Annotated in this window: 26 protein-coding genes; 6 read left to right on the top strand and 20 right to left on the bottom strand. The window is 70.7% G+C overall.

Going from position 1 to position 22994, the window contains the following annotated elements; genetic code table 11:
- Positions 1-58: 58 nt before the first annotated feature.
- Positions 59-607 (bottom strand): helix-turn-helix domain-containing protein, encoded by a 549-nt coding sequence (locus Q9R20_RS12775; protein ID WP_311249688.1) that lies wholly within the window; start codon positions 605-607, stop codon positions 59-61.
- A 62-nt stretch (positions 608-669) separates the two neighbouring features.
- On the opposite strand from Q9R20_RS12775, the gene lipB reads away from it, so the two are divergent.
- Positions 670-1308 (top strand): lipoyl(octanoyl) transferase LipB, encoded by a 639-nt coding sequence (gene lipB, locus Q9R20_RS12770; protein ID WP_311249687.1) that lies wholly within the window; start codon positions 670-672, stop codon positions 1306-1308.
- Positions 1305-2339 carry a lipoyl synthase gene (gene lipA, locus Q9R20_RS12765; protein WP_295840072.1) on the top strand — a complete coding sequence of 345 codons (1035 nt, stop codon included), beginning with the start codon at positions 1305-1307 and terminating at the stop codon, positions 2337-2339. The genes lipB and lipA overlap by 4 nt, the downstream gene beginning before the upstream one ends.
- A 1-nt stretch (position 2340) precedes the next feature.
- Here lipA and Q9R20_RS12760 read toward each other — a convergent pair whose 3' ends face one another.
- The 4 genes from Q9R20_RS12760 to smc all read right to left on the bottom strand — a co-directional run bounded on the left by Q9R20_RS12760 (position 2341) and on the right by smc (position 7740).
- The gene (locus tag Q9R20_RS12760) at positions 2341-2769 is read right to left on the bottom strand and encodes an MSMEG_6728 family protein (protein ID WP_311249686.1); all 429 of its coding nucleotides are present in this window, start codon (positions 2767-2769) and stop codon (positions 2341-2343) included.
- 5 nt (positions 2770-2774) lie between these two features.
- Positions 2775-3275, bottom strand: a complete 501-nt coding sequence (locus tag Q9R20_RS12755; protein WP_311249685.1) for a DUF2004 domain-containing protein — start codon at positions 3273-3275, stop codon at positions 2775-2777.
- A 69-nt stretch (positions 3276-3344) separates the two neighbouring features.
- Positions 3345-4217 carry a signal recognition particle-docking protein FtsY gene (gene ftsY, locus Q9R20_RS12750; RefSeq protein ID WP_295840074.1) on the bottom strand — a complete coding sequence of 291 codons (873 nt, stop codon included), beginning with the start codon at positions 4215-4217 and terminating at the stop codon, positions 3345-3347.
- A 4-nt stretch (positions 4218-4221) separates the two neighbouring features.
- Positions 4222-7740 carry a chromosome segregation protein SMC gene (gene smc, locus Q9R20_RS12745; RefSeq protein WP_311249684.1) on the bottom strand — a complete coding sequence of 1173 codons (3519 nt, stop codon included), beginning with the start codon at positions 7738-7740 and terminating at the stop codon, positions 4222-4224.
- Between the two features lie 461 nt (positions 7741-8201).
- On the opposite strand from smc, the gene Q9R20_RS12740 reads away from it, so the two are divergent.
- Together Q9R20_RS12740 and Q9R20_RS12735 are read left to right on the top strand one after the other, a co-directional pair.
- A complete protein-coding gene (locus Q9R20_RS12740) occupies positions 8202-8489 on the top strand; it encodes a hypothetical protein (protein ID WP_311249683.1) in 288 nt (95 codons plus the stop codon).
- Positions 8490-8553: 64 nt separating this feature from the next.
- Positions 8554-9636, top strand: coding sequence for a GNAT family N-acetyltransferase (locus Q9R20_RS12735; protein ID WP_311249682.1), 1083 nt, complete (start codon positions 8554-8556; stop codon positions 9634-9636).
- Between the two features lie 21 nt (positions 9637-9657).
- Here Q9R20_RS12735 and Q9R20_RS12730 read toward each other — a convergent pair whose 3' ends face one another.
- The 11 genes from Q9R20_RS12730 to Q9R20_RS12680 form a co-directional block, all read right to left on the bottom strand.
- Positions 9658-9948 carry a WXG100 family type VII secretion target gene (locus Q9R20_RS12730; RefSeq protein WP_311249681.1) on the bottom strand — a complete coding sequence of 97 codons (291 nt, stop codon included), beginning with the start codon at positions 9946-9948 and terminating at the stop codon, positions 9658-9660.
- A gap of 10 nt (positions 9949-9958) precedes the next feature.
- A complete protein-coding gene (locus Q9R20_RS12725) occupies positions 9959-10363 on the bottom strand; it encodes a YbaB/EbfC family nucleoid-associated protein (protein ID WP_311249680.1) in 405 nt (134 codons plus the stop codon).
- 13 nt (positions 10364-10376) lie between these two features.
- The gene (locus tag Q9R20_RS12720) at positions 10377-10928 is read right to left on the bottom strand and encodes a hypothetical protein (protein ID WP_311249679.1); all 552 of its coding nucleotides are present in this window, start codon (positions 10926-10928) and stop codon (positions 10377-10379) included.
- Positions 10915-12231: a hypothetical protein gene (locus Q9R20_RS12715; RefSeq protein ID WP_311249678.1), complete on the bottom strand. Its 1317-nt coding sequence runs from the start codon at positions 12229-12231 to the stop codon at positions 10915-10917. The genes Q9R20_RS12720 and Q9R20_RS12715 overlap by 14 nt, the downstream gene beginning before the upstream one ends.
- A complete protein-coding gene (locus Q9R20_RS12710) occupies positions 12231-12539 on the bottom strand; it encodes a hypothetical protein (RefSeq protein ID WP_295840082.1) in 309 nt (102 codons plus the stop codon). Before Q9R20_RS12710 ends, Q9R20_RS12715 begins: the two co-directional genes overlap by 1 nt.
- 103 nt (positions 12540-12642) lie before the next feature.
- Entirely contained in the window at positions 12643-13533 is an 891-nt protein-coding gene (gene mutM / locus Q9R20_RS12705) for a bifunctional DNA-formamidopyrimidine glycosylase/DNA-(apurinic or apyrimidinic site) lyase (protein WP_311249677.1), read from the bottom strand.
- Positions 13526-14218, bottom strand: a complete 693-nt coding sequence (gene rnc, locus Q9R20_RS12700; protein WP_311249676.1) for a ribonuclease III — start codon at positions 14216-14218, stop codon at positions 13526-13528. Before rnc ends, mutM begins: the two co-directional genes overlap by 8 nt.
- Before the next feature lie 10 nt (positions 14219-14228).
- Complete coding sequence (gene rpmF / locus Q9R20_RS12695; protein WP_013586329.1) at positions 14229-14438, bottom strand: 50S ribosomal protein L32; 210 nt, start codon at positions 14436-14438, stop codon at positions 14229-14231.
- Between the two features lie 2 nt (positions 14439-14440).
- Positions 14441-14935: a DUF177 domain-containing protein gene (locus Q9R20_RS12690; RefSeq protein WP_295840091.1), complete on the bottom strand. Its 495-nt coding sequence runs from the start codon at positions 14933-14935 to the stop codon at positions 14441-14443.
- A gap of 146 nt (positions 14936-15081) precedes the next feature.
- Positions 15082-15579, bottom strand: coding sequence for a pantetheine-phosphate adenylyltransferase (gene coaD / locus Q9R20_RS12685; RefSeq protein ID WP_311249675.1), 498 nt, complete (start codon positions 15577-15579; stop codon positions 15082-15084).
- 73 nt (positions 15580-15652) lie between these two features.
- Positions 15653-17830, bottom strand: a complete 2178-nt coding sequence (locus Q9R20_RS12680) for an ATP-dependent DNA helicase RecG (RefSeq protein ID WP_311249674.1) — start codon at positions 17828-17830, stop codon at positions 15653-15655.
- A gap of 103 nt (positions 17831-17933) precedes the next feature.
- Here Q9R20_RS12680 and rsmD point away from each other — a divergent pair, with 103 nt between their 5' ends.
- Positions 17934-18497: a 16S rRNA (guanine(966)-N(2))-methyltransferase RsmD gene (gene rsmD / locus Q9R20_RS12675; protein WP_311249673.1), complete on the top strand. Its 564-nt coding sequence runs from the start codon at positions 17934-17936 to the stop codon at positions 18495-18497.
- A gap of 3 nt (positions 18498-18500) precedes the next feature.
- Here the strand turns inward: rsmD and thiL are convergent, their stop codons facing one another.
- On the bottom strand, positions 18501-19493 hold the full coding sequence (thiL, locus tag Q9R20_RS12670; protein WP_311249672.1) for a thiamine-phosphate kinase: 993 nt from the start codon (positions 19491-19493) through the stop codon (positions 18501-18503).
- Positions 19494-19518: 25 nt separating this feature from the next.
- Here thiL and Q9R20_RS12665 point away from each other — a divergent pair, with 25 nt between their 5' ends.
- Positions 19519-20022, top strand: a complete 504-nt coding sequence (locus Q9R20_RS12665; RefSeq protein ID WP_311249671.1) for a DUF3515 family protein — start codon at positions 19519-19521, stop codon at positions 20020-20022.
- A gap of 111 nt (positions 20023-20133) precedes the next feature.
- On the opposite strand, the gene Q9R20_RS12660 is transcribed toward Q9R20_RS12665, so the two are convergent.
- Genes Q9R20_RS12660 through Q9R20_RS12650 form a run of 3 tightly spaced genes read right to left on the bottom strand, consistent with a single transcriptional unit; the run spans position 20134 to position 22991 of the window.
- Entirely contained in the window at positions 20134-21219 is a 1086-nt protein-coding gene (locus Q9R20_RS12660) for a D-alanine--D-alanine ligase family protein (protein WP_311249670.1), read from the bottom strand.
- Positions 21119-22261, bottom strand: a complete 1143-nt coding sequence (locus Q9R20_RS12655) for an NAD(P)H-dependent glycerol-3-phosphate dehydrogenase (protein WP_311249669.1) — start codon at positions 22259-22261, stop codon at positions 21119-21121. The genes Q9R20_RS12660 and Q9R20_RS12655 overlap by 101 nt, the downstream gene beginning before the upstream one ends.
- Positions 22251-22991 (bottom strand): lysophospholipid acyltransferase family protein, encoded by a 741-nt coding sequence (locus Q9R20_RS12650; RefSeq protein WP_311249668.1) that lies wholly within the window; start codon positions 22989-22991, stop codon positions 22251-22253. The genes Q9R20_RS12655 and Q9R20_RS12650 overlap by 11 nt, the downstream gene beginning before the upstream one ends.
- Positions 22992-22994: the final 3 nt, after the last annotated feature.

The raw sequence follows: 22994 nt of genomic DNA, 5'->3' as shown, positions 1-22994 counted from the left end.
CGTCGCGCCGCTCGCCCCGGCCGGGGCGGCATCGCACGAGTCCCGACGGGCGCGGGCATCACGCCGAGGCGAGGGCCTCGGTGAGGATATCGGTCAGTGATCCACCGGACGCGGTGCGGTCCGCCCAGGCCCACACGGCCGCGAGCACCGCGGCGGCCGAGGCCCCGGCGCGCACCTGCGCGATCAACGGCGCGGCGCCGCCGCGCACCATTCGCGCCGCGATCTCGCGCTGCAGCCGGAACTGACGCACCGCGCGGTCGCGGTCGAGCTCGGCGGCGAGCCCCATCGCCTCGGCATTCGTGATGGCCAGGGCGAGCGCATCCGGAGCGAGCCCCTCGCCGATGGCCGCCAGTGCACCGTCGATGGCGACATCGTCGCGGAGGCGGCGGACGGCCTCTTCCGACTGCGCGTCGAAGCCCGACCACAGCACGTCGCCCTTGGCCGAGAAGTAGTTGAAGAAGCTCGACCGACTGACGCCGGCGCGGCGCGTGATGTCGGACACCGAGGTGGCGTCGTAGCCCTGCTCGAGGAAGAGCTCGCACGCCGCTTCGGCGAGCACCTCGCGAGACGACGCGCGGGGGCGACCACTGCGGGACTCGGATGCCATCGCTCCAGCCTAGAGGCGGGGGCCCGGTGTATTCTTGGACGCAATCCAACATCGGAGGGGTCGTGCTCGACATCCACCTCGCGGGACTCGACCCGCACTTCGTTCCCTATCTCGACGGCTGGGCCCACCAGCGCCGCATCCACGCCGACGTGGTCGCGCGCGACCGGCCCGATACGCTCCTGCTCCTCGAGCACGAGGCCGTCTACACGGCCGGCAAGCGCACCGAGGCGCACGAGCGGCCCGACGACGGCACTCCCGTCGTCGACGTCGATCGCGGCGGCAAGATCACCTGGCACGGCCCGGGCCAGCTCGTGGGGTACCCCATCGTGCGCCTGCCCGAGCCCATCGACGTGGTCGCCCACGTCCGCCGTCTCGAGGCGTTGCTCGTCTCCGCCCTCGGCGCGCACGGCGTCGACGGTTTCACCGTCGAGGGACGCAGCGGCGTCTGGGTCCGGCGCCCCCTCGGCGTCGACAAGGTCGCGGCCATCGGGGTCCGCGTCGAAAAGGGAGTGACCATGCACGGCTTCGCCGTCAACTGCGACAACTCGCTCGCCGCGTTCCGGCGCATCGTCCCGTGCGGGATCTCGGATGCCGGGGTCACGACCGTCAGCGAGGTGCTCGGCGCCGACGTCTCCCCCGTCGACCTCGTCCCCTCGATCGAACGCGTGTTCCGCGCCGAGTACGCGGCGGTGGCAGCATGAGCGCCTGCGGGACCGGCAACGCCGGGGCGCCGGCATCCACCGCTCCGAACGGGCGCAAGCTGCTGCGCCTGGAGGTGCGCAACGCGGAGACGCCCATCGAACGCAAGCCCGAGTGGATCAAGACCAAGGCGAAGATGGGGCCGGAGTACACGGCCCTGCAGAATCTCGTGAAGACCGAGGAGCTGCACACGGTCTGCCAGGAGGCCGGGTGCCCCAACATCTTCGAGTGCTGGGAGGACCGCGAGGCGACCTTCCTCATCGGCGGCTCGCAGTGCACGCGCCGGTGCGACTTCTGCCAGATCGACACCGGCAAGCCCGCCGACTACGACACCGACGAGCCGCGTCGCGTCGCCGAGAGCGTGACGCGCATGCAGCTGCGTTACGCGACGGTCACCGGCGTCGCCCGCGACGACCTGCCCGACGAGGGCGCGTGGCTGCACGCCGAGACGGTGCGCCGCATCCACGCCGAGAACCCGGGCACCGGGGTCGAGATCCTCGCGACCGACTTCTCGGGCAACCTCTCGCACCTCGACGAGGTGTTCTCGTCGCGACCCGAGGTGTTCGCCCACAACGTCGAGACGGTGCCGCGCATCTTCAAGCGCATCCGCCCGGCGTTCCGGTACGAGCGCTCGCTCGGAGTGCTCACCGCGGCCCGCGACGCGGGTCTCATCACGAAGTCGAACCTCATCCTCGGCATGGGCGAGGAGCCCGAGGAGGTCGTCCAAGCCCTCGAAGACCTGCACGCGGCGGGCACCGACATCATCACGATCACGCAGTACCTGCGTCCGACCCCGCGTCACCTGCCGGTGCAGCGCTGGGTCAAGCCCGCCGAGTTCGTGGAGTTCAAGGAGGAGGCGGAGCGCATCGGCTTCCTCGGTGTGCTGGCCGGCCCGCTGGTGCGCTCGTCGTACCGCGCCGGTCGCCTGTGGGCGCAGTCGATGGTGTCGAAGGGCCGCGAGATCCCGCCGCACCTCGCGCACCTCGCCAAGGACATCGCCGCCGCCGACGCCGGCTTCGCGCAGGCGGTGTGAATCAGACCGGCCAGATGTAGGGCAGGTCGTCGGGCACGTCGCCGAACCTCGGCACGTAGAACTCGGGGTCTTTGCGCACCAGGTTCGACCGGTGCGCGAGGTGGAACGCCTCGTCGCCGATCCACGGCGGGAGGTCGAGGTCCGCCTGAGCGACGCCGTCGACCTCGGGAGCGAAGACAAGGATCTTCTCGCGCACCGTGTCGGCTCGGCCCTGGGCGATCCACTCGTCGGTCATGACCAGGCCGTACGACACGAGCGCGGGAAGGTGCCCGTCCCACATCTTGGCTGCGGGGTGGTGTCTCCAGCCGTGGTCGGGCACGGTCAGTGCGCGCAGCAGCTGGAACGTCTCGACCCGCTGCTTGCCGAGGCGCTTGAGGTCGAGAGCGCGGGCGGAATCGACGAACGAGGGATACGGCAGGAAGGTCTGCACGGGCCTCAGTCGGCGCTCGTGACCGACTGCACGCGCCCGTCGGAAGCGAGATTGACCAGCAGCACGTCGTCGGTCGCGTCGGGATCCAGCGCGTACTCGAGGACCGCGAACGGGTCGGCGCCGCCGTGCTCGTCGGCGAGGATCGTCATGCTCATGAGCTGGAGCGCCTTGATGACATCGATGTGGGTGTCACCGGAGGCGTCGACGAGGAGGTCCTCGAGCTCGTCGCCGAGCGTCGCCTGCTGCTGGAGGATGTACTCGGTGACCTCGCTCGTGCGCGAGTCGAGTTCGTTCACCATCGCGTTGCGCGCGGCGAGATCGATCGACTCGAGCGCGGAGATCATGGATGCCGCGACGTCGAGCGCCTCCGCCGACACGTCGTCCTGATCGGGCGCCGTCAGATCGACCGTGACGCTCTGGTCGCCGAACTCGACGCTCTCGCTCCAGAAGATCGACCCGTCGGGGCCCGACTCGAGGAGTCCGAAGAAGTCGTGCTCGATGGCCATGACTCCATGTAAGCAGTCCGTCCCGGGTTCGGGAAGACGACCCGCCCGGGTCGCCGTGTGCGGTAGGGGTCAGTCGACGAGCGAGGCCGCGAACACGTGCGGGGTGAAACCGGTGAGGTCGTTGATGCCCTCGCCCTGACCGAGCAGCTTGACCGGGATGCCGGTGCGCTCCTGCACCGCGAGCACGAAGCCGCCCTTGGCCGAGCCGTCGAGCTTCGTCAGCACCAGCCCCGTCACCCCGGCGCTGTCGAGGAACGCCTGCGCCTGCATGAGCCCGTTCTGCCCGGTGGTGGCGTCGAGCACCAGGAGCACCTCGCTGATCGGCGCCTGCTTCTCGATGACGCGCTTGATCTTGCCGAGCTCGTCCATGAGCCCGCCCTTGGTGTGCAGGCGCCCGGCGGTGTCGACGAGGACGATCTCGGTTCCCGTCTCCTTCGCGTGCGCGACGGTCTGGAAGGCGACGGACGCGGGATCCTGGCCCTCGTGCTGCGGCCGGACGATCGTCGCTCCCCCGCGCTCGGCCCAGGTGGCCAGCTGGTCGACCGCGGCGGCGCGGAAGGTGTCGGCGGCCCCGACCGTGACGGTGCGGCCGTAGCGCTGCAGGAACTTCGCGAACTTGCCGATGGTCGTGGTCTTGCCGACGCCGTTCACCCCGACGACCAGGACGACCGCCGGTCGCTCGGTCAGTCGCAGGGTCGTGTCGAATTTCGCGAAGTGCTCTTCGAGCGTCTCGCGCAGCATGCGCTGCAGGTCGCGCGGATCGGTCGTGCGGTAGCGCTCGACCTTCTCACGGAGCTCGTCGATGAGACGCTCGGTCACGTCGGGCCCGAAGTCGGCCGTCAGCAACGCCGTCTCGAGATCGTCCCACGTCGTCTCGTCGATCGTGGGCTTGACGAACAGCCCACGCAGCGCGCGGCCCAGCGACCAGGAGTTCTCAGCCATTGCTTCAGCTTACGGGGGCGGCCTCGGAGCGGGCGGCGGCACGGTCGCCCACTCGTTGGCCGACCACCGCCGAGACGCCGTCCTGGCGCATCGAAACGCCGTACAGTGCGTCGGCGATCTCCATCGTGCGCTTCTGGTGGGTGATGACGATGAGCTGGCTGCTCGCGCGGAGCTTCTCGAACACGCCGAGGAGGCGGCCGAGGTTGGCGTCGTCGAGCGCGGCCTCGACTTCGTCGAGGATGTAGAACGGGCTCGGTCGGGCCGTGAAGATCGACGTCAGGAACGCCACCGCGGCGAGCGAGCGTTCACCACCGGACAGCAGCGACAGGCGCTCGATCTTCTTCCCCACCGGTCGCACCGACACCTCGATGCCGGTCGTGAGAGGCGAGTCGGGGTCGGTGAGCGAGATGCTGCCGGCGCCGCCGGGGAAGAGGATCGGGAAGATCTCGGTGAATGCGACCCGGGTGTCCTCGAAGGCGGCGACGAAGATCGTCTGCATCCGCTCGTCCAGGTCGGCGATGATCGTCTGGAGATCGGCGCGCGTCTGCTGCAGATCCGCGAGTTGCTCGGTGAGGAACGCGTGCCGCTGCTCGAGCGCGGCGAACTCCTCCAGTGCCAGCGGATTCACCCGCCCGAGTTGCGACAGTTTGCGCTCGGCATCCTGCAGCCGGCGCTTCTGGGCGGCACGGTCGAAGGCGACGGTCTGCCCCTCGTCCTCGGCCGGAACGGGCTGATCGGGGCCGTACTCGGACACGAGGATGTCCTCGTCGAGCGCGAGCTCCGACTGCACGCGCTCGAGCAGGCTCGTGACGTGGAGCTTCTTCTCGTGCATCTTAAGCTCGAGCCCGTGGACGCTCTCCGTGAGACGCGCGAGCCGTTCGCGCGCCGCGGTCTCATCAGCCCGCGCCCGGGAGAGCTCATCGGTGATCGCCGCCCGGGCGGACTCGGCGGCCGCGAGCTCGACCCGCGCCTGGCTGACCGAGCGGTCCACCGAGTCCAGCAGCGCCGGAAGCTGCCCGGACACGTCGGCGGCGATCTCGCGCTGCGCCCGTCGGATGACGGCGCGGCGGGCAGCCTCGGCCGCGGCGGCGCGCTCCCGCTCACGCTGCTGCTCGAGCTGGACGATGCGGGCTTCGCCGGCGCGCACCCGCTCCTTCAGCGTCTCGATCTCGAGGCGGGCGCGCATCTCGTTCTCGCGGGTCGCCTCGACCTCGGCCGCCAGGTGCTCGCGAGCGGAGACGTCCAGCAGAGGTCGCGGGGTCTGCAGGGCCCGCTCGAGCTCTTCGTCGGCGCGCCGCGCGGACTCCTCCGCCTCGGTGACGGCGGTCTGCGCCTGAGCGAGACCGGCAGCCAGCCGCTCGCACTCGGCCACGGCGGCCTCGTGGCGCACGGCGACGCGGTTCACCTTCTCGGCGTGCGCGGCGAGGGCCGCGTCGTGCGCCCGGAGCGTCGACAGCGCTTCCTTCGTGTGCTGCCGGGCGCCGGTGAGCGCGCGCTGCTCCTCGCCGAGCGCTTCGCGCAGGGAGTCGACGATCACGACGATCTCATCGAGTCGCTCGGCCGCCGCGTCGCGCTCGGCGGCGAGCTCGAGCCGTGACCGCCCCGACCCCGAACCGGCGCGCACCGTGTGCGCGGTCAGCACCTCGCCCGCCCGCGTGACCACCGTCGCGTCGTGCGGGATGCGGGCCTGCAGGCTCTCCGCCGCGGCGAGATCGTCGACGACGAAGGTTCGTCCCAGGATGCCGCGCACCCCCGCCGAGGCTGTGACGACCTCGACCGCGGGAACCGCACCGGGCAGCGACGTCACGGCATCCGGGGCGTCCGTGTCGGCGATCGCGATGTCGACGACGCCCAGGTCGGAGGCGCTCGCGGCGCGCGCGGCGGCGAAGGCGGCCGCGGGATCGCCGACGAGCAGTCCCTCGGCGAGAGAGCCGAGGGCGGCGGCGATCGCCGTCTCGAAGCCCGCGGTCACCTTCACGTCGTCGGACACGAGCCCCCGCACGCCCGCTCCGCCCGCGGCCAGCAGGTCGGCCGCGGCGTTGCGCACGTCCAGCGCGCGTCCGAGCGCGGTCGTCTGGGCGGTGAGCGCGTCACGCTCGCGCTCCGCCGCATGCAGGCGCTCGCGCAACCCCGCGACACGGGCCTCGACGTCGTTCGCGTCGCGCTGAGCGCGTTCGTAAGCTGCGGCGTGCTCGGCGCTCGCCGCTTCGGGGGCCACGCCGGGATCGACCTCGGCACGCTCGCGTTCGGTGTCGGCGCGTCGCTGGAGCGCGGCGTCCAAGGCACGTTGCTGCCTCTCGACGCCGGAGATCACCGCCGCCAGGGTCGAGCGGGCGGCGTCCGCCGATCCCCGCAGCGCCGTGATCCGCATGTCGTGCTCGGAGACGAGAGCGCTCTGGGCCGCGATCTCCACATCGAGGGCGTCGAGATCGGCACGGGCTCGGGTCACCGCACGCGCCGCGTCCGACGCGGCATCCTGAGCTTCCCCCAGGCCCGCGGCGATGTCGTCGATCTCGGCGCGCACGTCGTCGATGGTCGACTGCGACACGGTGGGGGCGAAGCCGTTCGACTCGCCGTCGTCTTCTCCCAGGAGCGTCAAGCGTTGCCCCGCCAGGCTGTACAGCCCCCGCAGACGCTCCTGCACCTGCTGGAGCGAGAAGGCGACGCTGCGCGCGCGGTCCACCGCCTCCGAGCGCTGGTCCGCTTCCAGCCGTTCGACCCGCCGACGCAGACCCTCCGCCTGCTCCTGCAGTCCGAGCCGTTCGGTGTGGCGCTCGCTCTCCGCGCGCGCCGCGTCGGCGAGCTGAGTGCGCAGAAGCACGAGGTCGTCCGCGTAGAGCCTCGCCTTGGCGTCGCGCACCACCGCGGCGATGGTCGCCGCCTCCCGCGCGATCTCCGCCTGCTTGCCGAGCGGTTTGAGCTGGCGGCGAAGTTCGCCCGCGAGGTCGCTCAGACGCGTGAGGTTCGCCTCCATCGCCTCGAGCTTGCGAACCGTCTTCTCTTTGCGGCGGCGGTGCTTCAGAATGCCGGCCGCTTCCTCGATGAAGCCGCGGCGATCCTCGGCGGTCGCCTGCAGCACGGTGTCGAGCCGGCCTTGCCCGATGATTACGTGCATCTCGCGTCCGAGGCCCGAATCGCTCAGCAGCTCCTGCACGTCGAGGAGACGGCACGTCTGCCCGTTGATCGCGTACTCGCTGGCGCCGGTGCGGAACAGCGTCCGGCTGATCGTCACCTCGCTGTAATCGATCGGCAGCGCCCCGTCGGCGTTGTCGATGGTCAGCTGCACCTCGGCACGACCGAGCGGGCCGCGCGTCGAGGTGCCGGCGAAGATGACGTCCTCCATCTTGCCGCCGCGGAGGGTCTTCGCCCCCTGCTCCCCCATCACCCAGGCGAGAGCGTCGACGACATTGGACTTGCCAGATCCGTTCGGACCGACGATGCAGGTCACCCCCGGTTCGAGAGCGAAAGTCGTGGACTGGGCGAAGGACTTGAAGCCTTTGAGCGTCACGCTCTTGAGGTGCATGTCACCCGCCCTTCCCGAACTCGCTCACCCGCACGGGCTCGGCCTCACGGTAGTCGAAGAGCCGCGGGATTCCGCGGCGGCAAGCCGATGAGCCGCCCGCGACGCGCCCGAATGACCAGCGATTCTGAGGAGAAGCTTGACATTCGCTGACAGGCTTCGCTAGCGTCTGAGGTCGCAACCGACGTCGAAAGGAGGTTACTTCCATGATTCGCACCACGACCGGCTTCACCGCCACCGGCTTCATCGCCGTCCCCGTGCTCTCCGCACCCGTGTACGAAGTAGCCACCGCCGTCGGAATGCCCACTCGTCTGGGCTGATTCGTCGCGTCGAGACGCCTCGCGTCTCCGCTGCTCGTGAGCCCGTCTTCTCGACGTCGGCCACCCGGACCCTCTGCGTCCGCTCCCGCGTGAGCTCTCTGCTCGACGCGTCATCCTCGCTACACCTTCTTACGGAGCCTCCGCATGAACGCCCTGTTCACGCGCGCGCCGCAGCACTCCTCGGCCGCGCCTTCCACCCCGCCCACCCCCTCCACGGTCACCTTCGACACGACCGCCTACCGGCCGCTCGGCCTGTTCGACCGCCTGTCGCTGCGCCTGGGCCTGTGGCTGCTCGACCGGCACGCTAACCGGGCCCGTGCTCTCGACCACCGCGCGATCGAGGCGCTGCGCGCTCGAGACGCGGCCGCCGAGCGCGACCGGCGCGAGCGTGCCTGGCAGAGCGCCGCGGCGTTCAGCTGCCCGCCGTTCTGATCCCGGTGGGGCCGACACCCTCGTCGGCCCCACCCCTTCTCCTCCTGTCGACGAAAGACTTCCTATGACTTCCCTCCCCGCCAGCCTCGAGCTGCGCCCCCTGCACGTGCCCGCCCACATCGACGACCCGGACGCCGCGGACTTCCGCGAGATGGTCCGCCTGCGGAACTTGATCTACGCCGAGATCTCCGGACATGACGACTCGTCCATGCCCGCCGACGAACTCCTGCCGCTGTACAGACCGCGACCCGAGATGACGCGGTTCGCGTGGATCGCCGTGCTCCACGGCGAGGTCGTCGGCCGGGTGGGTGTCGACTTCCCCGAGGAAGAGGGCGCCCGAACCGGGTTCTGGCTCGTCGAGCTCCGCCGCTCCGCGTGGGGCCAGGGCATCGGACGAGCGGCCTACGCACTGATCGAGAACGTCGCCCGGGAACACGGTCGAACCGTCATCCAGTCGTGGGCCGAGCACCCCGCGGCGGAAGGACCGCGCCTCGACGCACCGACAGGCTTCGGATCGATCCCCCGGGATCACGCGGCGCGCTTCCTCCTAACATCCGGGTTCTCGCTGGAACAGATTGTGCGCGTGAGCGCGCTCGATCTCGCCGGGGCGCGACCCCGCATCGAGCAACTCCTCGCGGAGGCCGAAGGAGCGGCCACGGGCTATCGGATCGTCCAGTGGACCCTGCCCACCCCCGACGAGTTCGTCGACTCCTTCGCGTGGATGAAATCGCGCATGGTGACCGACGCCCCCTCGGCGGATCTCGAGTTCGACGAGGAGGTGTGGGATGCCGCGCGGGTTCGCCGCTACGAGGCCGGCTACCTCGACGCCGGCCGGCACATGCTCGTCACCGCGGCGCAGCACGTCGACACCGGTGAGCTCGCGGCCTTCAACGAGCTGGTCATCGGCAAGGACCGCACCGCGGCGACCAGCCAGGAGGACACCCTCGTCGTCGCGGCCCACCGCGGCCACCGCCTCGGGATGCTCGTCAAGTGCGCGGGACTCCTCGCCTGGAGCGACATCGCGCCGGATTCGCCGCGCGTGCTGACCTACAACGCCGAGGAGAACCGCCCCATGCTCTCGATCAACGAGGCGATCGGCTTCGCGCCGATCTCGTACGAAGGAGTGTGGAAGAAGGTGCTGGCCTGAGCCCCCGCGCGTCCTCGGTCGTCAGAGGCCGAGGACGGCGCGGGCTCCATCGATGTCGGCCCGCTCCAGGTCCGCGGCATACGTCGCCAAGCGCTCGCCCGTGATCTTCAGGATCGCGGCCTTCTCGCGCATCCGGACGTCGACCTGCGCGTGTTGCGAGGTGAACGCGCTCTGCGCGTCTCCCGCCCAGCGCCCGCGCAGATCGGACGAGGCGGTGGCCAGCGAGTCCACGTCGGCGCTGAGTGCATCGGCCGCGTGCGTCAGAGCCTGGGCCGTCGCCGCGATCGCGGAGGTGTCTGCCGTGAGATTCATGACGCCTCCTTCACGACCAGGGTTCACCCGCACGCGGATACCCCTGGTCCGCGTCGCGGCGCATGCTCACCGCGATGTCGGATTCCGCGCCGAACAGCTCCGCTCCGCGGTCGGCGAGTCGAGCCATCGCCGCGTGCTGCGCGTCGGCAATGGTCTGCAGGGTGAGGACACCGAGGGCGTCCAGCGCGAGGTTCTGCGCCGCCGGGCCGAAGGTCACGGCCCGCAGACGTCCTCCCACACCCGCCTCCACGACCACCTCTCCGCGTGGGCTCCGCGCTTCTGCGGTGATCGCGTCGACGTCGTCGGCCAGGGCGTTCGCGCGTCGCTTGTTGTCGTGCGCCTTCGCGCGGATCTCGGACAGTTGACGCCGGGCGTCTTCGAAGCCGGCATCCATGCCGGCGAAGGGATCGGTCATCTCGGCTCTCGTCTCAGCTGGTGGAGGTCACGTCGGAGGGGACGACGGGCACGTCGCCGGGCCACTCACCCAGACGTTCTCGCGCGGACGAGCCGTCGCGGACGCTGATCGCGGCGACGCTGAAGCCGTTCGAGCTCGGCACCGGTTCGCGGGGCTCGAGCCAGCCCGCTTCGGCGGCGGCGACCGCGGCGTCGAAATCGCTTCCGGCGCCGGCTGTCACGCTGACGGAGATCTGCGCGTTGGGCATGTAGCCCTCGCGCACCGACCACGCCGACTCCGTGAGGAAGGTGATCAGAGCGGGGCCGTCCACGATCCGGTATCCCGGTGCGACGGTCACGGCGATGTCATAGCCGGTGTTGCCCTTGACGTTGGGCGCTCCGCCTCCGGAGACGTCGACGGACAGCCCGGGGATCTCGGACACCGCGGCCTGCATCTCGGTGAGGGTCTGTCCGCCCGAGGGGGCGTCGTGCGGGATGTCGTCGCGCCGGGCCTGGGCGCACCCGGCGACGGAGGCGATGCCGCCGATCACGACCACCGCAGCGATCCATCGTTCAAGACGGGCCATAGTTCATCATGTCCTCGAGTCGGTACTGCATGTCGGCCCAGATGCTCACGTCGGAGATGCCGGCGTAGGCGCCGTTGGTGTTGCCGCCGAAGCCGAGCCCGTCGAGAATCGTCTCGTCGTAGGCCCCGGTGACCTCGAACACGGCGCGTCCGTCGACGTTGCGCAGGCGGAAAGCGACCTCGCCCGGATACTCCGGGTGCCCCTCCTGCGCCGCGATGACGAAACCGTCGTCGGTGATCTGCTGCACCTGGATGTCGCCCGCCGTCACGCCCGGGATACCCAGACCGAACAGCGACGTACGGATCGTCTGCCCCTCGCCGGTCAGCTGCATGTCGAGCTGACCGTTGTCGCCGACGCGAGGGGGGAGGAAGACGTGACCGAACTGCTCCCGTAGCATCTGATTCAGCTGCTCGGTCGTCATGTCCGTGGTGCCCAGGTCGTACTCGTGCTGATACCCCAGCGCATAGTCCTGGCGGAAGCGCTGATCGGAGCCGGGATAGGGCACCGGTCCGGGGTTGTAAGTGTCGCCGAGAGAGCCGTCGCCGGGAACCAGATCGGGAAGGCCGCCCAGCCCCGGGATGCTCCCCGGCGGGAACCGCTCGAGGAGACGCCCGAGGAGATTCTCGATGTCCTGATGGAACGGGACGATCGCGCGGTACAGGTCGGTGACGAGTCGGACCATTTCGCGCAGGGCCTGGAGGACCCGGTCGATGTTGTCGATCACGTCGTCGATGACGGAGGCGCAGTTGTCGGCGAAATCGCTGATGGCCTGAGCCTTCTCATCGATCTCCCACGGCCAACTGCCGAACAGCACATCGCCGATCACGCCGGCCGCCGAAGACAGCAGCTCGAATCCGCTGCAGACGAGCGAGCGCATGATCTCGACCGCGCGCACGCACAGCTGCAGGACCTGGCTCACCACCTTGGCCCAGTCGGCGATCGAATGGGTGCCCGCCGCGAGAACCGTCAGCGAGCCCTCGATGACCGTGGCGGTGATTCCCTGGATGTGCCCCTGGATCTGGCGGAGTGCGTCGGTGTACGACTCCGACACCCCCTGCATGTCCCCGGAGTACACCTCCCACGTGTGCGACGCGTGGTAGAGGCCGGCGGGGTCACCGGTGACGCGTTCCAACAGCTCCTCGAGGGGCTGCACGAACCGCGCGATGCTGGAGGCGAATCCTCCGAGCCCGCTGCCGCAGCCGTCACCGCCCGCTCCGCCGACGGGGAGGGAGTTCTGCCAGTCACCCGCGGCGAGCCGCGCCGCCGCGGCATCCGCCTCGGGAAGGACGGCGGTCGCTGTCATCAGAGGTCGCCTCCGCGGCGCACGAAGTCGGCTTCGGCCTCGTCATCGACTCGCTGGAAGCCGGCGAGAGCGGTCTGCACGCCCTCGGCCGATCGCTCCGCGCGCGCACCGACGAACGACGACGCTCCCTCGAACAGGGACCCGAGGGCGTTGAATCCGGGCGGGATGAAGGCCGCGATCGGGCCGAAGGCCATTCCGGGTACGGCCGAGCCGAGCACACCCCCCGCCGCGTTCAACGACGTCGCCGACTGCAGCAGCGTCTGGCGTACCCGATCGTAGGCGTCGCCGTCGACGTCGATTCGACCCATGAGAAGCTCCCCCGCACTCCGGACGCGGTGGCTTCCCCGCGGCCAGCGGGGAGCGTAACACGCCATCTCGGACCAGCCCAGAAGGGGCGCATGGCCGGATGCGTCACCGCAGGCGTTGGCAGTGCGGGCAGAAATGGCTCGACCGGTTCATGAACGACACCCGCACGATCGGCCGTCCGCAGCGCGGGCAGGGCTGACCGGTGCGCCCGTAGGCGTTGAGCGAATGCGCGAAGTACCCGGCCTGACCGTTCACGTTGACATACTGGGCGTCGAAGCTCGTGCCGCCCTCGGCGAGGGCCTTCTCGAGCACCGCCTGCACCTCGCCGAGCAGACGGTTGACGGCGCGCGTGGGCAGATCGGATGCCGCGGTCTCGGGGTGGATGCGCGCGGCCCACAGCGACTCGTCGGCGTAGATGTTACCGATGCCGCTCGCCGCCGTCTGATCGAGGAGTACGCGTTTGATCCCCGACGAGGTACGCGCCAACCGGGCGCGGAACGTCGCCGCGTCGAAAGCGGGGTCGAGGGGGTCGCGACCGATGTGCGCGACCTGCGTCGGTACACGGGCGAGGTCGGAACCCCGCCCGCCCGCCGCGCCGTCGGGCGTGTCGACCAGGGCGTCGATCGCGAGCGAGCCGAACGTGCGCTGGTCGGCGAAGACGACCGAGAGCGGTCCGTGCCGGGGATGCTCGAGCTCGATGCGGATGCGCTCGTGCCGCTCCTCCGGAGCACCGGGGAGGCGCAGCAGCATCTGACCGCTCATGCCCAGGTGAGTGACGATCGCCTCGTCGGCTGCCACCGGCATCCACAGGAACTTGCCCCGTCGGACCGCTGCGGTGATGCGACGCCCCGTGAGCTCGCTCTCGAAGTGCGCCGCTCCCCCGGCGTGACGGGTGAGCGCGCGATCGTCGCGCACGTCGACCGAGGTGATCAACGCACCCGTCACCGCGGGCTCGAGGCCGGCTCGGACGACCTCGACCTCGGGGAGCTCAGGCACGGGCGTCGAGCTCGGTCCACGCCGTGAGCGCGGCGGCCATCTCGGCCTGCTTCTTGCTCGACCCGCTGCCGGTCGTCGCCAGATCGCCCACCGACACCGTGGCGGTGAAGCGTCGATCGTGGTCGGGACCGGTGGACTCGACGCCGTAGACGGGGGCAGCGAAGCCGAGCCGCGCGGCGATCTCCTGCAGACTCGTCTTCGGGTCCATCGCGGCGCCGTAGCGCGCCGGGTCGGCCAACAGCGGCTCGACGAGGCGCAGCACCATGTCGGTGGCCGCGTCGGGTCCGGCCGAGAGGTAGGTGGCGCCGATGAGCGCCTCCATGGTGTCGGCGAGGATGGAGTCCTTGTCGCGTCCCCCGGTGAGGATCTCGCCTCGGCCGAGACGGACGTGGTCGCCGAGACCGATCGCGCGGGCCACTTCGGCCAGGGCGACCGTCGACACCACGCTCGCACGCCGCTTCGCGAGACTGCCCTCGTCGAGCTCCGGATGCCGCGTGAACAGGCGGACCGTGACGGCCTGGCCGAGCACGGAGTCGCCGAGGAATTCGAGGCGCTCGTTGTGCGGGATGCCGCCGTTCTCGTAGGCGAACGACCGATGCGTCAGAGCGAGCGAAAGAAGCTCGGGGTCGATGTCGACCCCGAGCTTCTCGGTGAGCGCACGGCGCTCGACGTGCTTACGCGTCACGAAGCGCCGATCAGACGTCGGCGACCTTGCGGCCCTTGTACTCGAGGAAGAGCTCGGTGCCCTGCGAGTCGGTGACGACCTTCGCCTGGTGGGGGCGGCTGTAGACGACCTTGCCGTTCTCGATGGTCTTGACCAGCGCGGGGGCTTCGGCCTTCCACTGCGCGCGGCGCGAGCGGGTGTTGGAGCGGGAGACCTTCCGCTTCGGGGGGTTACCTGCCATGACTAGCTCTTCTCTGTCTTGGGGGCGGCGCGGTGCGCATCGCCGTCGTCTGGGGTGTACTGCTGGAGAGCAGCCCATCGAGGATCGACAGGCGCCTGCTCCGTGTCGCCGACGCTCTCCGTCAGCCTCTCGCCCGTGTTCGGGTCGAGCCCGGGGCAGTCCGGCTGACACACCGGCTGGAACGGAAGCGACAGGACGATGGCGTCCCGAACCAGATTTTCAAGATCCACGTGGTCGTCTTGAACGTCGTAGTCGCTCGCTTCATCCCCAGGATACGCGAAAAGTTCCTGGAACTCGACTTCGACAGGCTCGGCGATGTCGATCAGGCATCGACCGCACACGCCCGTGGCGGTGGTGTCGACGGTTCCCGAGACGAGGATGCCCTCGTGGACGGATTCGAGCCGCACATCGAGCTCGAGCGCTTCGCCCTCGGCAACCGCGACGAGGCCCTCACCCCACTTCTCGGGGGCGGGCAGGTCGAGACTGTGCTCGCGCATCTCGCCCGGCTTGCGCTCGATGTCGCGTACGGGGAGCTGGAAAGGTCCGGGACGGTGGGTTCTCACGGTCGACAATCGTACCCGCGCACCCCTGGGCGAGGGCCGGGGGCCGACCGACCCGCGTGGCGCGTCGACGCGGCCGTGCCTCAGATGCCGCGGGCTCCGGTGTCGAGGAAGCGCGCGACCGCGCCCGGCACATAGGGCGAGACGTCTCCGCCGAGACCGGCGACCTGACGAACGAGGGAGCTCGACACCAGGGCGTGCGAAGGGTCGGGCAGGAGGAACACCGTCTCGACGTGGGCGAGGTCGCGGTTGACGATCGCCATGGGCGTCTCGTAGGCCACGTCGACCTGCGAGCGGATCCCCTTCACGAGAACGCGGGCGCCGACGTCGGTCGCGTAGTCGACGAGCAGACCCATGCTCCATGCGGCGACGATGACGTCGCCCTCGATGCCTGCTTCGGAGATGGACTGCTCGAGCAGACTCTGCCGCTGCGCGATCGGCAGCATCGCCTCTTTGCCGGGGTTGTGCACGACCAGCACGTGCAGTTGGTCGAAGAGCCCCGCCGCTCGACGGATCACGTCGAGATGACCGAGCGTGGGCGGGTCGAACGAGCCGGGGACGACGGCGATCCGGGGGTCCATTCCGCCAGCCTACCGACGGGGCCGCCCCGAGGGCCGGCGATCCGGGGGTTCTGTGGAGGGACGACGAGGACCGTCAGGACTTCGCCAGGGCGGCCCGTTCTTCGACGCCCACGCGCCGCTCGAGTGCGGCGGCGAGTCCCGGATGCCGCAGCAGGGCCGGGTCGTCGGCGAGAAGCCGTTCTCCCTCGGCGCGCGCCTCGACGATGAGATCGGCGTCGGTGACGACGCGCAACAGCCGCAGCGACGAGCGCACCCCCGACTGCGCCCCGCCGAGCACATCGCCCTCGCCGCGCAGCTCGAGGTCGACCTCGGCGAGCTGGAACCCGTCGAGGGTGGCGGCGACGGCCTCGACGCGCGAGCGCGACGATGAGCCGGGGGCCGCCTCCGTGACCAGCAGGCACAGCCCGGGCAGGCCGCCTCGACCGACGCGTCCGCGGAGCTGGTGCAGCTGCGAGACGCCGAAGCGGTCGGCTTCGAGGATGACCATGGTCGAGGCGTTGGGCACATCGACGCCGACCTCGATCACCGTGGTGGCCACGAGCACGTCGATGTCGCCGCGCGAGAAGGCCTGCATCACGGCGTCCTTCTCGTCGGCCGGCATCTTGCCGTGCAGCGTCTGCACCCGGATGCCGGCGAACGAGGGCAGACGGGAGAGCAGTGCTTCGACCTGGACGACCCCCCACCGGGTTCGAGAGCTCTCACCACCGGGCGCGGCGGGGGCGTCGGCCGGTTCATCGCTCTTCTCGTCGGCGGTGAGCTGTTCGGCGTCGATCGCGGCGCACACGACGAAGGCCTGTCGGCCCAGCGCCACCTCCTCGGCGACGCGGTCCCACACGCGGGCGAACCAGCCGGGCTTCTCGGCGAGCGGGGCGACGAACGATTGGATGCCGGCACGACCGGCCGGCATGGTGCGGATGGTCGACACGTCGAGGTCGCCGAACACCGTCATGGCGACGGTGCGGGGAATGGGCGTGGCGGTGAGGACCAGGGTGTGCGGCGAGTCTCCCTTGGCGCGAAGCGCTTCGCGCTGGTCGACACCGAAGCGGTGCTGCTCGTCGACGACCACGAATCCGAGGTCGGCGAAGGTGGTGGTGGCGCTGAGCAGCGCGTGCGTCCCGACGACGATGCGCGCCTGCCCGGACGCGACGCGCAGGGCGGCCTTGCGCCGCTCGGCGGCCGGCATCTGCCCGGTGAGCAACGTCGGCATGAGTTCCGGCGCGAGCTCGGGGCCCAGCATGCGAGCGATCGAGCGGAGATGCTGGGCGGCCAGGACCTCGGTGGGGGCGATGAGCGCCGACTGCCCGCCCGACTCCGCCACCTGCAGCATGGCGCGAAGCGCCACGAGCGTCTTTCCCGAGCCGACCTCGCCCTGGACCAGACGATTCATCGGCCAGTCGCCGACCAGGTCGGCGGCGAGTTGGGCGCCGACGCTCTGCTGATCGGGGGTGAGCTCGAAGGGCAAGATCGCATCGAACCGCTCGAGCAGCCCACCCGGCGTGGCCGGCCGCTTCGTGGCCGAGAGCGCTCGGACGAACTGCCGCTGCTGGAGGAGAGCCGTCTGCAGGACGAAGGCCTCCTGCATCCGGAGGGTACGCACGGCGGGCGGGATCTCGTCGTCGTGCTCGGGTCGATGGATGTGCTCGAGCGCGGTGCGCGCGCCGAGCAAACCTCGACGCATACGAAGGCTCTCGGGGAGGGGGTCTTCGACCTCTCCGAGAGCGTCGAGCACGATCCCGATCGTCTTCTGCACGAGAGTGCTGGGCACGGAGCTCGTCGCCGGGTAGATCGGGATGGGGCGCTTCGCGGTGGCCTCGGCCTCGGCGCGGGCCTCGGCCAGGTCGTCGAACAGCTCGTAGTCGGGGTTCGTCAGCTGCGTCTGACGGCGGTACTCCCCCACCTTGCCGGAGAAGATGCCACGGCGCCCGGGCTCGAGGTCTTTCAGTCGCCAGGGCTGGTTGAAGAACGTCAGCGACATGCGCGTGTCGCCGTCGCTGATGACGACCTCGAGCAGCGATCCCCGACGGTTCTGCATCCGCCGCTCGTTGGCGCTGACCACCTCGGCCACGATCGTGACCGGTTCGCCGAGTGGCAGCGTCGCGATCGGCGTCAACTCGCCTCGACGGGCGTAGCGCCGAGGGTAGTGCTCGAGCAGCTCACCGACGGTCTTCACGCCGAACGCCTTGTCGAAGGCCGCTGCGGTCTTGCCGCCCACGGCGCCGTCGAGCCGAGAGGCGAGCGAGAGACCGGGCATGATCCGAGTCTAGGCAGGGGGTCCGACACCGACGGTCCGCCTGTCGACGACGCGGCCGCCCAGCGCGCCCCGCTCTTCGAGTCGGGCCGAATAGGGTGAGACGGTGACGCGCATCATCTCGGGCCGCGCGGGCGGCACCGTCCTCGACGTGCCCCCCAAGGGCACCCGGCCCACGAGCGATCGCGTACGCGAGTCGCTGTTCGGCGCCCTCGAGTCGTCCGGGGCGCTCGACGACGCGCGCGTCGCCGATCTGTTCGCCGGTTCCGGAGCGCTGGGACTCGAGAGCCTCAGCCGCGGTGCCGCCTCCGCCGATCTCGTCGAACTCTCCGCTCCCGCCGCGGCCCTCATCCGCAAGAACGCCGAACGCGTGCGCGCCGCCGGTGTGACCGGGCCCGCACGGGTGCACCGCGCGAACGTCACAACGTACCTCGCGGCATCCACGGCCGTCTGGGATCTCGTGTTCCTCGATCCGCCGTACGACATCGCCGATGCCGAGCTCACCCGGGCCCTCATCGCCCTGGCGCCGCGTCTTAGTCCCGACGCGACCGTGATCGTCGAACGGGCGAAGCGCTCCGCCGCTCCCGACTGGACCGCCGCCGGCCTCGAGCCGGAGCGCGACCGCGGCTACGGCGACACGACGATGTGGTGGGGCCGGCCGGCGCTCTGAGGACTATCCCCGCCCGGCGTCCCAATCACGGTAGGGATCCCAGCCGGCCCGCCCCGACCACGGCACGCCGTCGACGAGCAGCGCCGCCTCGGCGCGCGCCCGCACGGTGCCGATGCGGCGGCCGAGGGGCTCGGCATCCGGAGCGAAGGCCACGAGGAAGCCGTGGTCCTCTCCCCCGCCGAGGGCCCGCGCGGGCTCGTCGCCGAGGGTCGCGGAATCGAGGGCGATCGTGACCTCGGACGCATCCGCCATGCGCGTGGCGTCGAGCGCGAGGCCGTCGGAGATGTCCATCATCGCGGAGGCTCCGGATGCCGCGGCCCGCAGCGCCTCGGCGATCGGCGGGCGCGGGGTCAGCTGCCGCGAGAGCCCGCGCGCGTCGGACACGCCCAGGGCCCGACGGGCGTCGTCGCCGATCACGACGGGGCGGCCGGCGGCATCCGTGAACCGCTCGAAGAGCACCTCGAGGCCGCGTGCGGCCTCGCCGAGCTCGCCGATGACGTACACCCCGTCGCCCTCGCGGGCCCCGGAGCGCAGCACGGGGGCGCGCCCCTCGAGACCGCCGAGCGCGGTGACGGCGACGGTCAGCGTGTCGGACACCGTCAGGTCTCCCCCCTCGACCGCGCAGCCCGGGGCGAGCTCGGCGCAGGCGGCCGCCAAGCCGTCGGCGAAACCCCGGACGAACGACACGGGCGTGTCATCCGGCATGGCCAAGGCCACCAGCAGGGCGAGGGGACGCGCCCCCATCGCGGCCACGTCGGCGAGATTCACCGCCGCCGACTTGAAGCCCAGGTCGAACGGCGACGACCACGCCAGACGGAAGTCGGGACCGTGCACGAGCGTGTCGGTCGTGGCCACCACCCGCCCGTCGGGGACCGCGATCACGGCGGCGTCGTCGCCCGGGCCGACGAGGGCGTCGGACGGCGGGAGTCGGTCCAGGATGCCGCGCAGGATCTGCCCCTCGGACAGCTCCCCCACGGTGGTCTCGGCGTCTGTCACCCTCCCACGCTATTAGCCTGGAGGGGTGCCCCGCTCATCTCGGACCCTCGCGCTCCTGGCCGCCCTCGCCCTGATCCCGGGGCTGGCGGCATGCAGCACGACCGTCGCGATGCAGCCCGCGAAGCTCGCGAACGACCCCGCGTGCGCCGAGGTCGTCTCCCGTCTGCCCGCGACCATCTCGGGCCAGGACCGTCGCTGGACCGACGCGCAGTCGACCGGGGCGTGGGGCTCCCCGACGGCGATCCTGATGACCTGCGGACTCGAAGCACCGGCTCCCACGACCCTGCCGTGCCGGACGTTCGACGGTGTCGACTGGATCGTCGACGAGTCGCAGGCCGCCGAGAACCGCTACACGCTCACGACGTTCGGGCGACAGCCCGCCATCCAGGTGTTCCTCGACTACGACCTGGCCAGCAGCGGAGACGTCGCCCAGGCCCTCGGACCGCTCATCCGGTCGTACCTGCCGAGCACCGGTGCCGCCTGCACGACGGCCTCGGACGCGACGCCCGCGCCCTCGGCCACGCCCTGAGTTCGCGAACCGAAGGCGCGCGACGCCCCTCTCGGGTGACGCACCGACATTCGGGTGACGCGCCGACGCCGCACCCGGGATCCCGGGTGACGCGCCGGCACCGCGCCCGGGTCAGGCGCGCGCGAGGGCGGCGTCGAGCAGGTCGCTGATCAGGTCGGGGTACGACAGCCCCGAGGCGATCCAGCACGTGGGGAACATCGAGATCGGGGTGAACCCGGGCATGGTGTTCACCTCGTTGACGTAGAACTCGGTGCCGGTGTAGAAGAAGTCGACACGGGCGAGACCCTCTCCACCGAGAGCCTCGAACGCCTGCGCGGCGATGCGCTGCATCTCGCCCAGTTCGCCGTCGCCGAGCTCCGCCGGGCAGACGAGGTCGACGCCGGGGGCATCGAGGTACTTGGCCTCGAAGTCGTAGAACTCCCGCCCGGTCACCACGATCTCGCCCGCCACGCTCACCCGCACCGGTCCCCCGTCGCGTCCTGGGAGGACGCCGCACTCGAGCTCGCGCCCGACCACGGCCTGCTCCACCAGCACGAGGCCGTCTTCAGCGAAGGCGACGTCGAAGGCGGCATCGAGGTCTTCCCAGCGCGACACCTTGGTGACGCCGACGCTCGACCCGGCCTCGTTCGGCTTGACGAACACGGGCAGATCCAGCGCGCGGATGCGTCGCTCCCACAGCCCCCGGTCGCGGTCGAGGTCGGCGCGCGTGACGGCCACCCAGGGGACGACGGGGACGTTCGCGGCGCGGAGCACGCGCTTGGTGACGTGTTTGTTCATGCCGATCGCCGACATCAGCACACCGCCGCCGGCGTACGGGATGCCCAGCAGCTCGAGCAGGCCCTGCACCGTTCCGTCCTCGCCGAAACGGCCGTGCAGGATCGGCAGCACGACGTCGACGTCACCGAGGGATCGGGTGCCGTCGGCGTCGGTCACGGTCCACTCGCGCGTCAGCGTCGAGTCCGGGAGCCGCACGCGCGTGCCGTTGTCGACGACCTCGGGGAGCGCGTCGGGGATGAGCGCGAACTTGTCGGGGTCGTCGTCTTCGAGGACGAAGGCACCGTCCCGGGTGATGCCGACCGGGATCACCCGGAAACGGTCACGGTCGATCGCCCGAAGGACCCCTCCCGCCGTGGCGGAACTGATCGAGTGCTCGCTGGAGCGCCCGCCGAAGAGCACCACCACCACCGGTCTGGTCATTCTGCGTCCTCTCGCCCTGCGGCTGGTCGTCGTCTGTCGTCAGGTGCGGCGCGATGTCGCGCGGATCCATGGTGCCGTCGAGCACCATCTTCACCTGCTGCACGATGGGCATGTCGACGCCGACCTGCTTCGCGAGGTGGAGGACCGGGGCGACGGATGCCAGGCCCTCGGCGGTCTGCTGCATCTGCGTGACCACATCGGTGAAGCTGTAGCCCTGCCCCAGCAGGCGTCCCGCGGTGTTGTTGCGGCTCAGCGGCGATTGGCACGTGGCGATGAGGTCACCGAGGCCGGCGAGCCCCTGCAGCGTCTCGGGTTGGGCGCCCTGCGCGACGGCGAAATCGGTCATCTCGACCAGGCCGCGCGTGATGATCGACGCCTTGGTGTTCTCGCCGTATCCGACGCCGTCGACGATGCCGATGGCGACGGCGATGAGGTTCTTCAGCACACCGCCGAACTCCGTGCCGATCACGTCGGTGTTCACGAACGAGCGGAAGTAGCGGTTGCGTGCACGACGGGCGACGGCCTCGGCCGTCTCGGGACTGAGCGAGCTGATGACGGCGGCCGTCGGCTGCTCGCGCGCGATCTCGAGGGCGAGGTTCGGCCCGGATGCGACGGCGATGCGCGCCGGATCGCACGCGAGGACCTGCTCGATGACCTGGCTCATGCGCAGACCCGTCGACTTCTCGACGCCCTTCATGAGCGAGACGAGCGGCACGTCCGTACGCTCGACGAGCGGCTTCAGCGCCGCGAGGTTCTCGCGCAGCGACTGGCTCGGCACCGAGAGGAAGATCTGCTCGGCGCCGTCGAGGGCGGCGGCGAGGTCGGTCGTCGCGGTCATGGTGCGCGGGAGATTGATCCCGGCGAGGTAGCGGCTGTTGCGCTTGGACTCGGTGATCTCGGCGGCCAGCTCCGGCCGGCGCGCCCACATGACGACCGATGCACCGCCGTCGGCGAGGATCTTCCCGAACGTGGTGCCCCAGCTCCCCGCGCCCACGACGGCGACCTTGGGGCCGACGGCGGGCACGACGTTCTTACGGCTCAAGGCGACCCGTCTCGTTCTGCCCGTGCTGCGACGGGTTCCAGCGCTCCGCGGGGGCCGGCAGATCCCGGATGCCGCTGAGCATCGCCGTGATGCGGTTCATCATCGCGTCGGTCGCCTTCGTCAGCGTCGCGGGCTGCGTGGGCGTCGCGGCGTAGGCGGTGAGGTCCATCGCGGGACCGAACTCGACGACCACGTGCGAGCGCCGCGGGAACTTCAGCTTGCCGTAGCGCGGGAGGATCTGCTGCACGCCCCACTGCGCCATGGGGATGAGCGGCAGATCGCCGGCGAGGGCCAGGCGCACCGCGCCCGTCTTGCCGCGCATCGGCCACAGGTCCGGGTCACGGGTGAGCGTGCCCTCGGCGTAGACGATGACCCCGCGGCCGTCGCGGGCGATCTGCTGCGCCGCCTGCATCGACTGGTTGGCGCTGGTGGAGGTACGGGGCACCGGAACCATTCCGGTCGCCTTCAGTGCCGCGCCGAGCACAGGGACGCGGAAGAGGCTCTCCTTCGCCATGAACCGCGGCGCGCGCCCGAGGCGCCACACCGCGACGGCGACGATCAGCGGATCGAACTCCGAGTTGTGGTTCGGGGCGAGCACGTACGCGCCGTCGCGCGGGAGGTTCTCCGCACCGCGGATCTCGATCCTCGCGAACAGCCCCACCGCGGGCACGATGATCGCCGCGAGCGGCCAGAAGGCGCTCGGCCGGCTCGTCTCCGGGGTCCCAGCCACGGG

Source organism: Microbacterium sp. PRF11 (assembly GCF_031844085.1).
GTDB lineage: Bacteria > Actinomycetota > Actinomycetes > Actinomycetales > Microbacteriaceae > Microbacterium.
This window is presented reverse-complemented; position numbering and strand designations above follow the sequence as displayed.

Coding starts and splice junctions, on each gene's coding strand:
- Q9R20_RS12735 (WP_311249682.1), top strand. CDS start 8,554: ATGACTTCCCTCCCCGCCAGCCTCGAGCTGCGCCCCCTGCACGTGCCC.
- Q9R20_RS12715 (WP_311249678.1), bottom strand. CDS start 12,231: ATGACAGCGACCGCCGTCCTTCCCGAGGCGGATGCCGCGGCGGCGCGG.
- Q9R20_RS12730 (WP_311249681.1), bottom strand. CDS start 9,948: ATGAATCTCACGGCAGACACCTCCGCGATCGCGGCGACGGCCCAGGCT.
- Q9R20_RS12660 (WP_311249670.1), bottom strand. CDS start 21,219: ATGACCAGACCGGTGGTGGTGGTGCTCTTCGGCGGGCGCTCCAGCGAG.
- Q9R20_RS12740 (WP_311249683.1), top strand. CDS start 8,202: ATGAACGCCCTGTTCACGCGCGCGCCGCAGCACTCCTCGGCCGCGCCT.
- Q9R20_RS12680 (WP_311249674.1), bottom strand. CDS start 17,830: ATGCCCGGTCTCTCGCTCGCCTCTCGGCTCGACGGCGCCGTGGGCGGC.
- coaD (WP_311249675.1), bottom strand. CDS start 15,579: ATGGACCCCCGGATCGCCGTCGTCCCCGGCTCGTTCGACCCGCCCACG.
- Q9R20_RS12720 (WP_311249679.1), bottom strand. CDS start 10,928: ATGGCCCGTCTTGAACGATGGATCGCTGCGGTGGTCGTGATCGGCGGC.
- Q9R20_RS12755 (WP_311249685.1), bottom strand. CDS start 3,275: ATGGCCATCGAGCACGACTTCTTCGGACTCCTCGAGTCGGGCCCCGAC.
- lipA (WP_295840072.1), top strand. CDS start 1,305: ATGAGCGCCTGCGGGACCGGCAACGCCGGGGCGCCGGCATCCACCGCT.
- Q9R20_RS12775 (WP_311249688.1), bottom strand. CDS start 607: ATGGCATCCGAGTCCCGCAGTGGTCGCCCCCGCGCGTCGTCTCGCGAG.
- rpmF (WP_013586329.1), bottom strand. CDS start 14,438: ATGGCAGGTAACCCCCCGAAGCGGAAGGTCTCCCGCTCCAACACCCGC.
- ftsY (WP_295840074.1), bottom strand. CDS start 4,217: ATGGCTGAGAACTCCTGGTCGCTGGGCCGCGCGCTGCGTGGGCTGTTC.
- Q9R20_RS12690 (WP_295840091.1), bottom strand. CDS start 14,935: ATGCGCGAGCACAGTCTCGACCTGCCCGCCCCCGAGAAGTGGGGTGAG.
- smc (WP_311249684.1), bottom strand. CDS start 7,740: ATGCACCTCAAGAGCGTGACGCTCAAAGGCTTCAAGTCCTTCGCCCAG.
- Q9R20_RS12725 (WP_311249680.1), bottom strand. CDS start 10,363: ATGACCGATCCCTTCGCCGGCATGGATGCCGGCTTCGAAGACGCCCGG.
- Q9R20_RS12710 (WP_295840082.1), bottom strand. CDS start 12,539: ATGGGTCGAATCGACGTCGACGGCGACGCCTACGATCGGGTACGCCAG.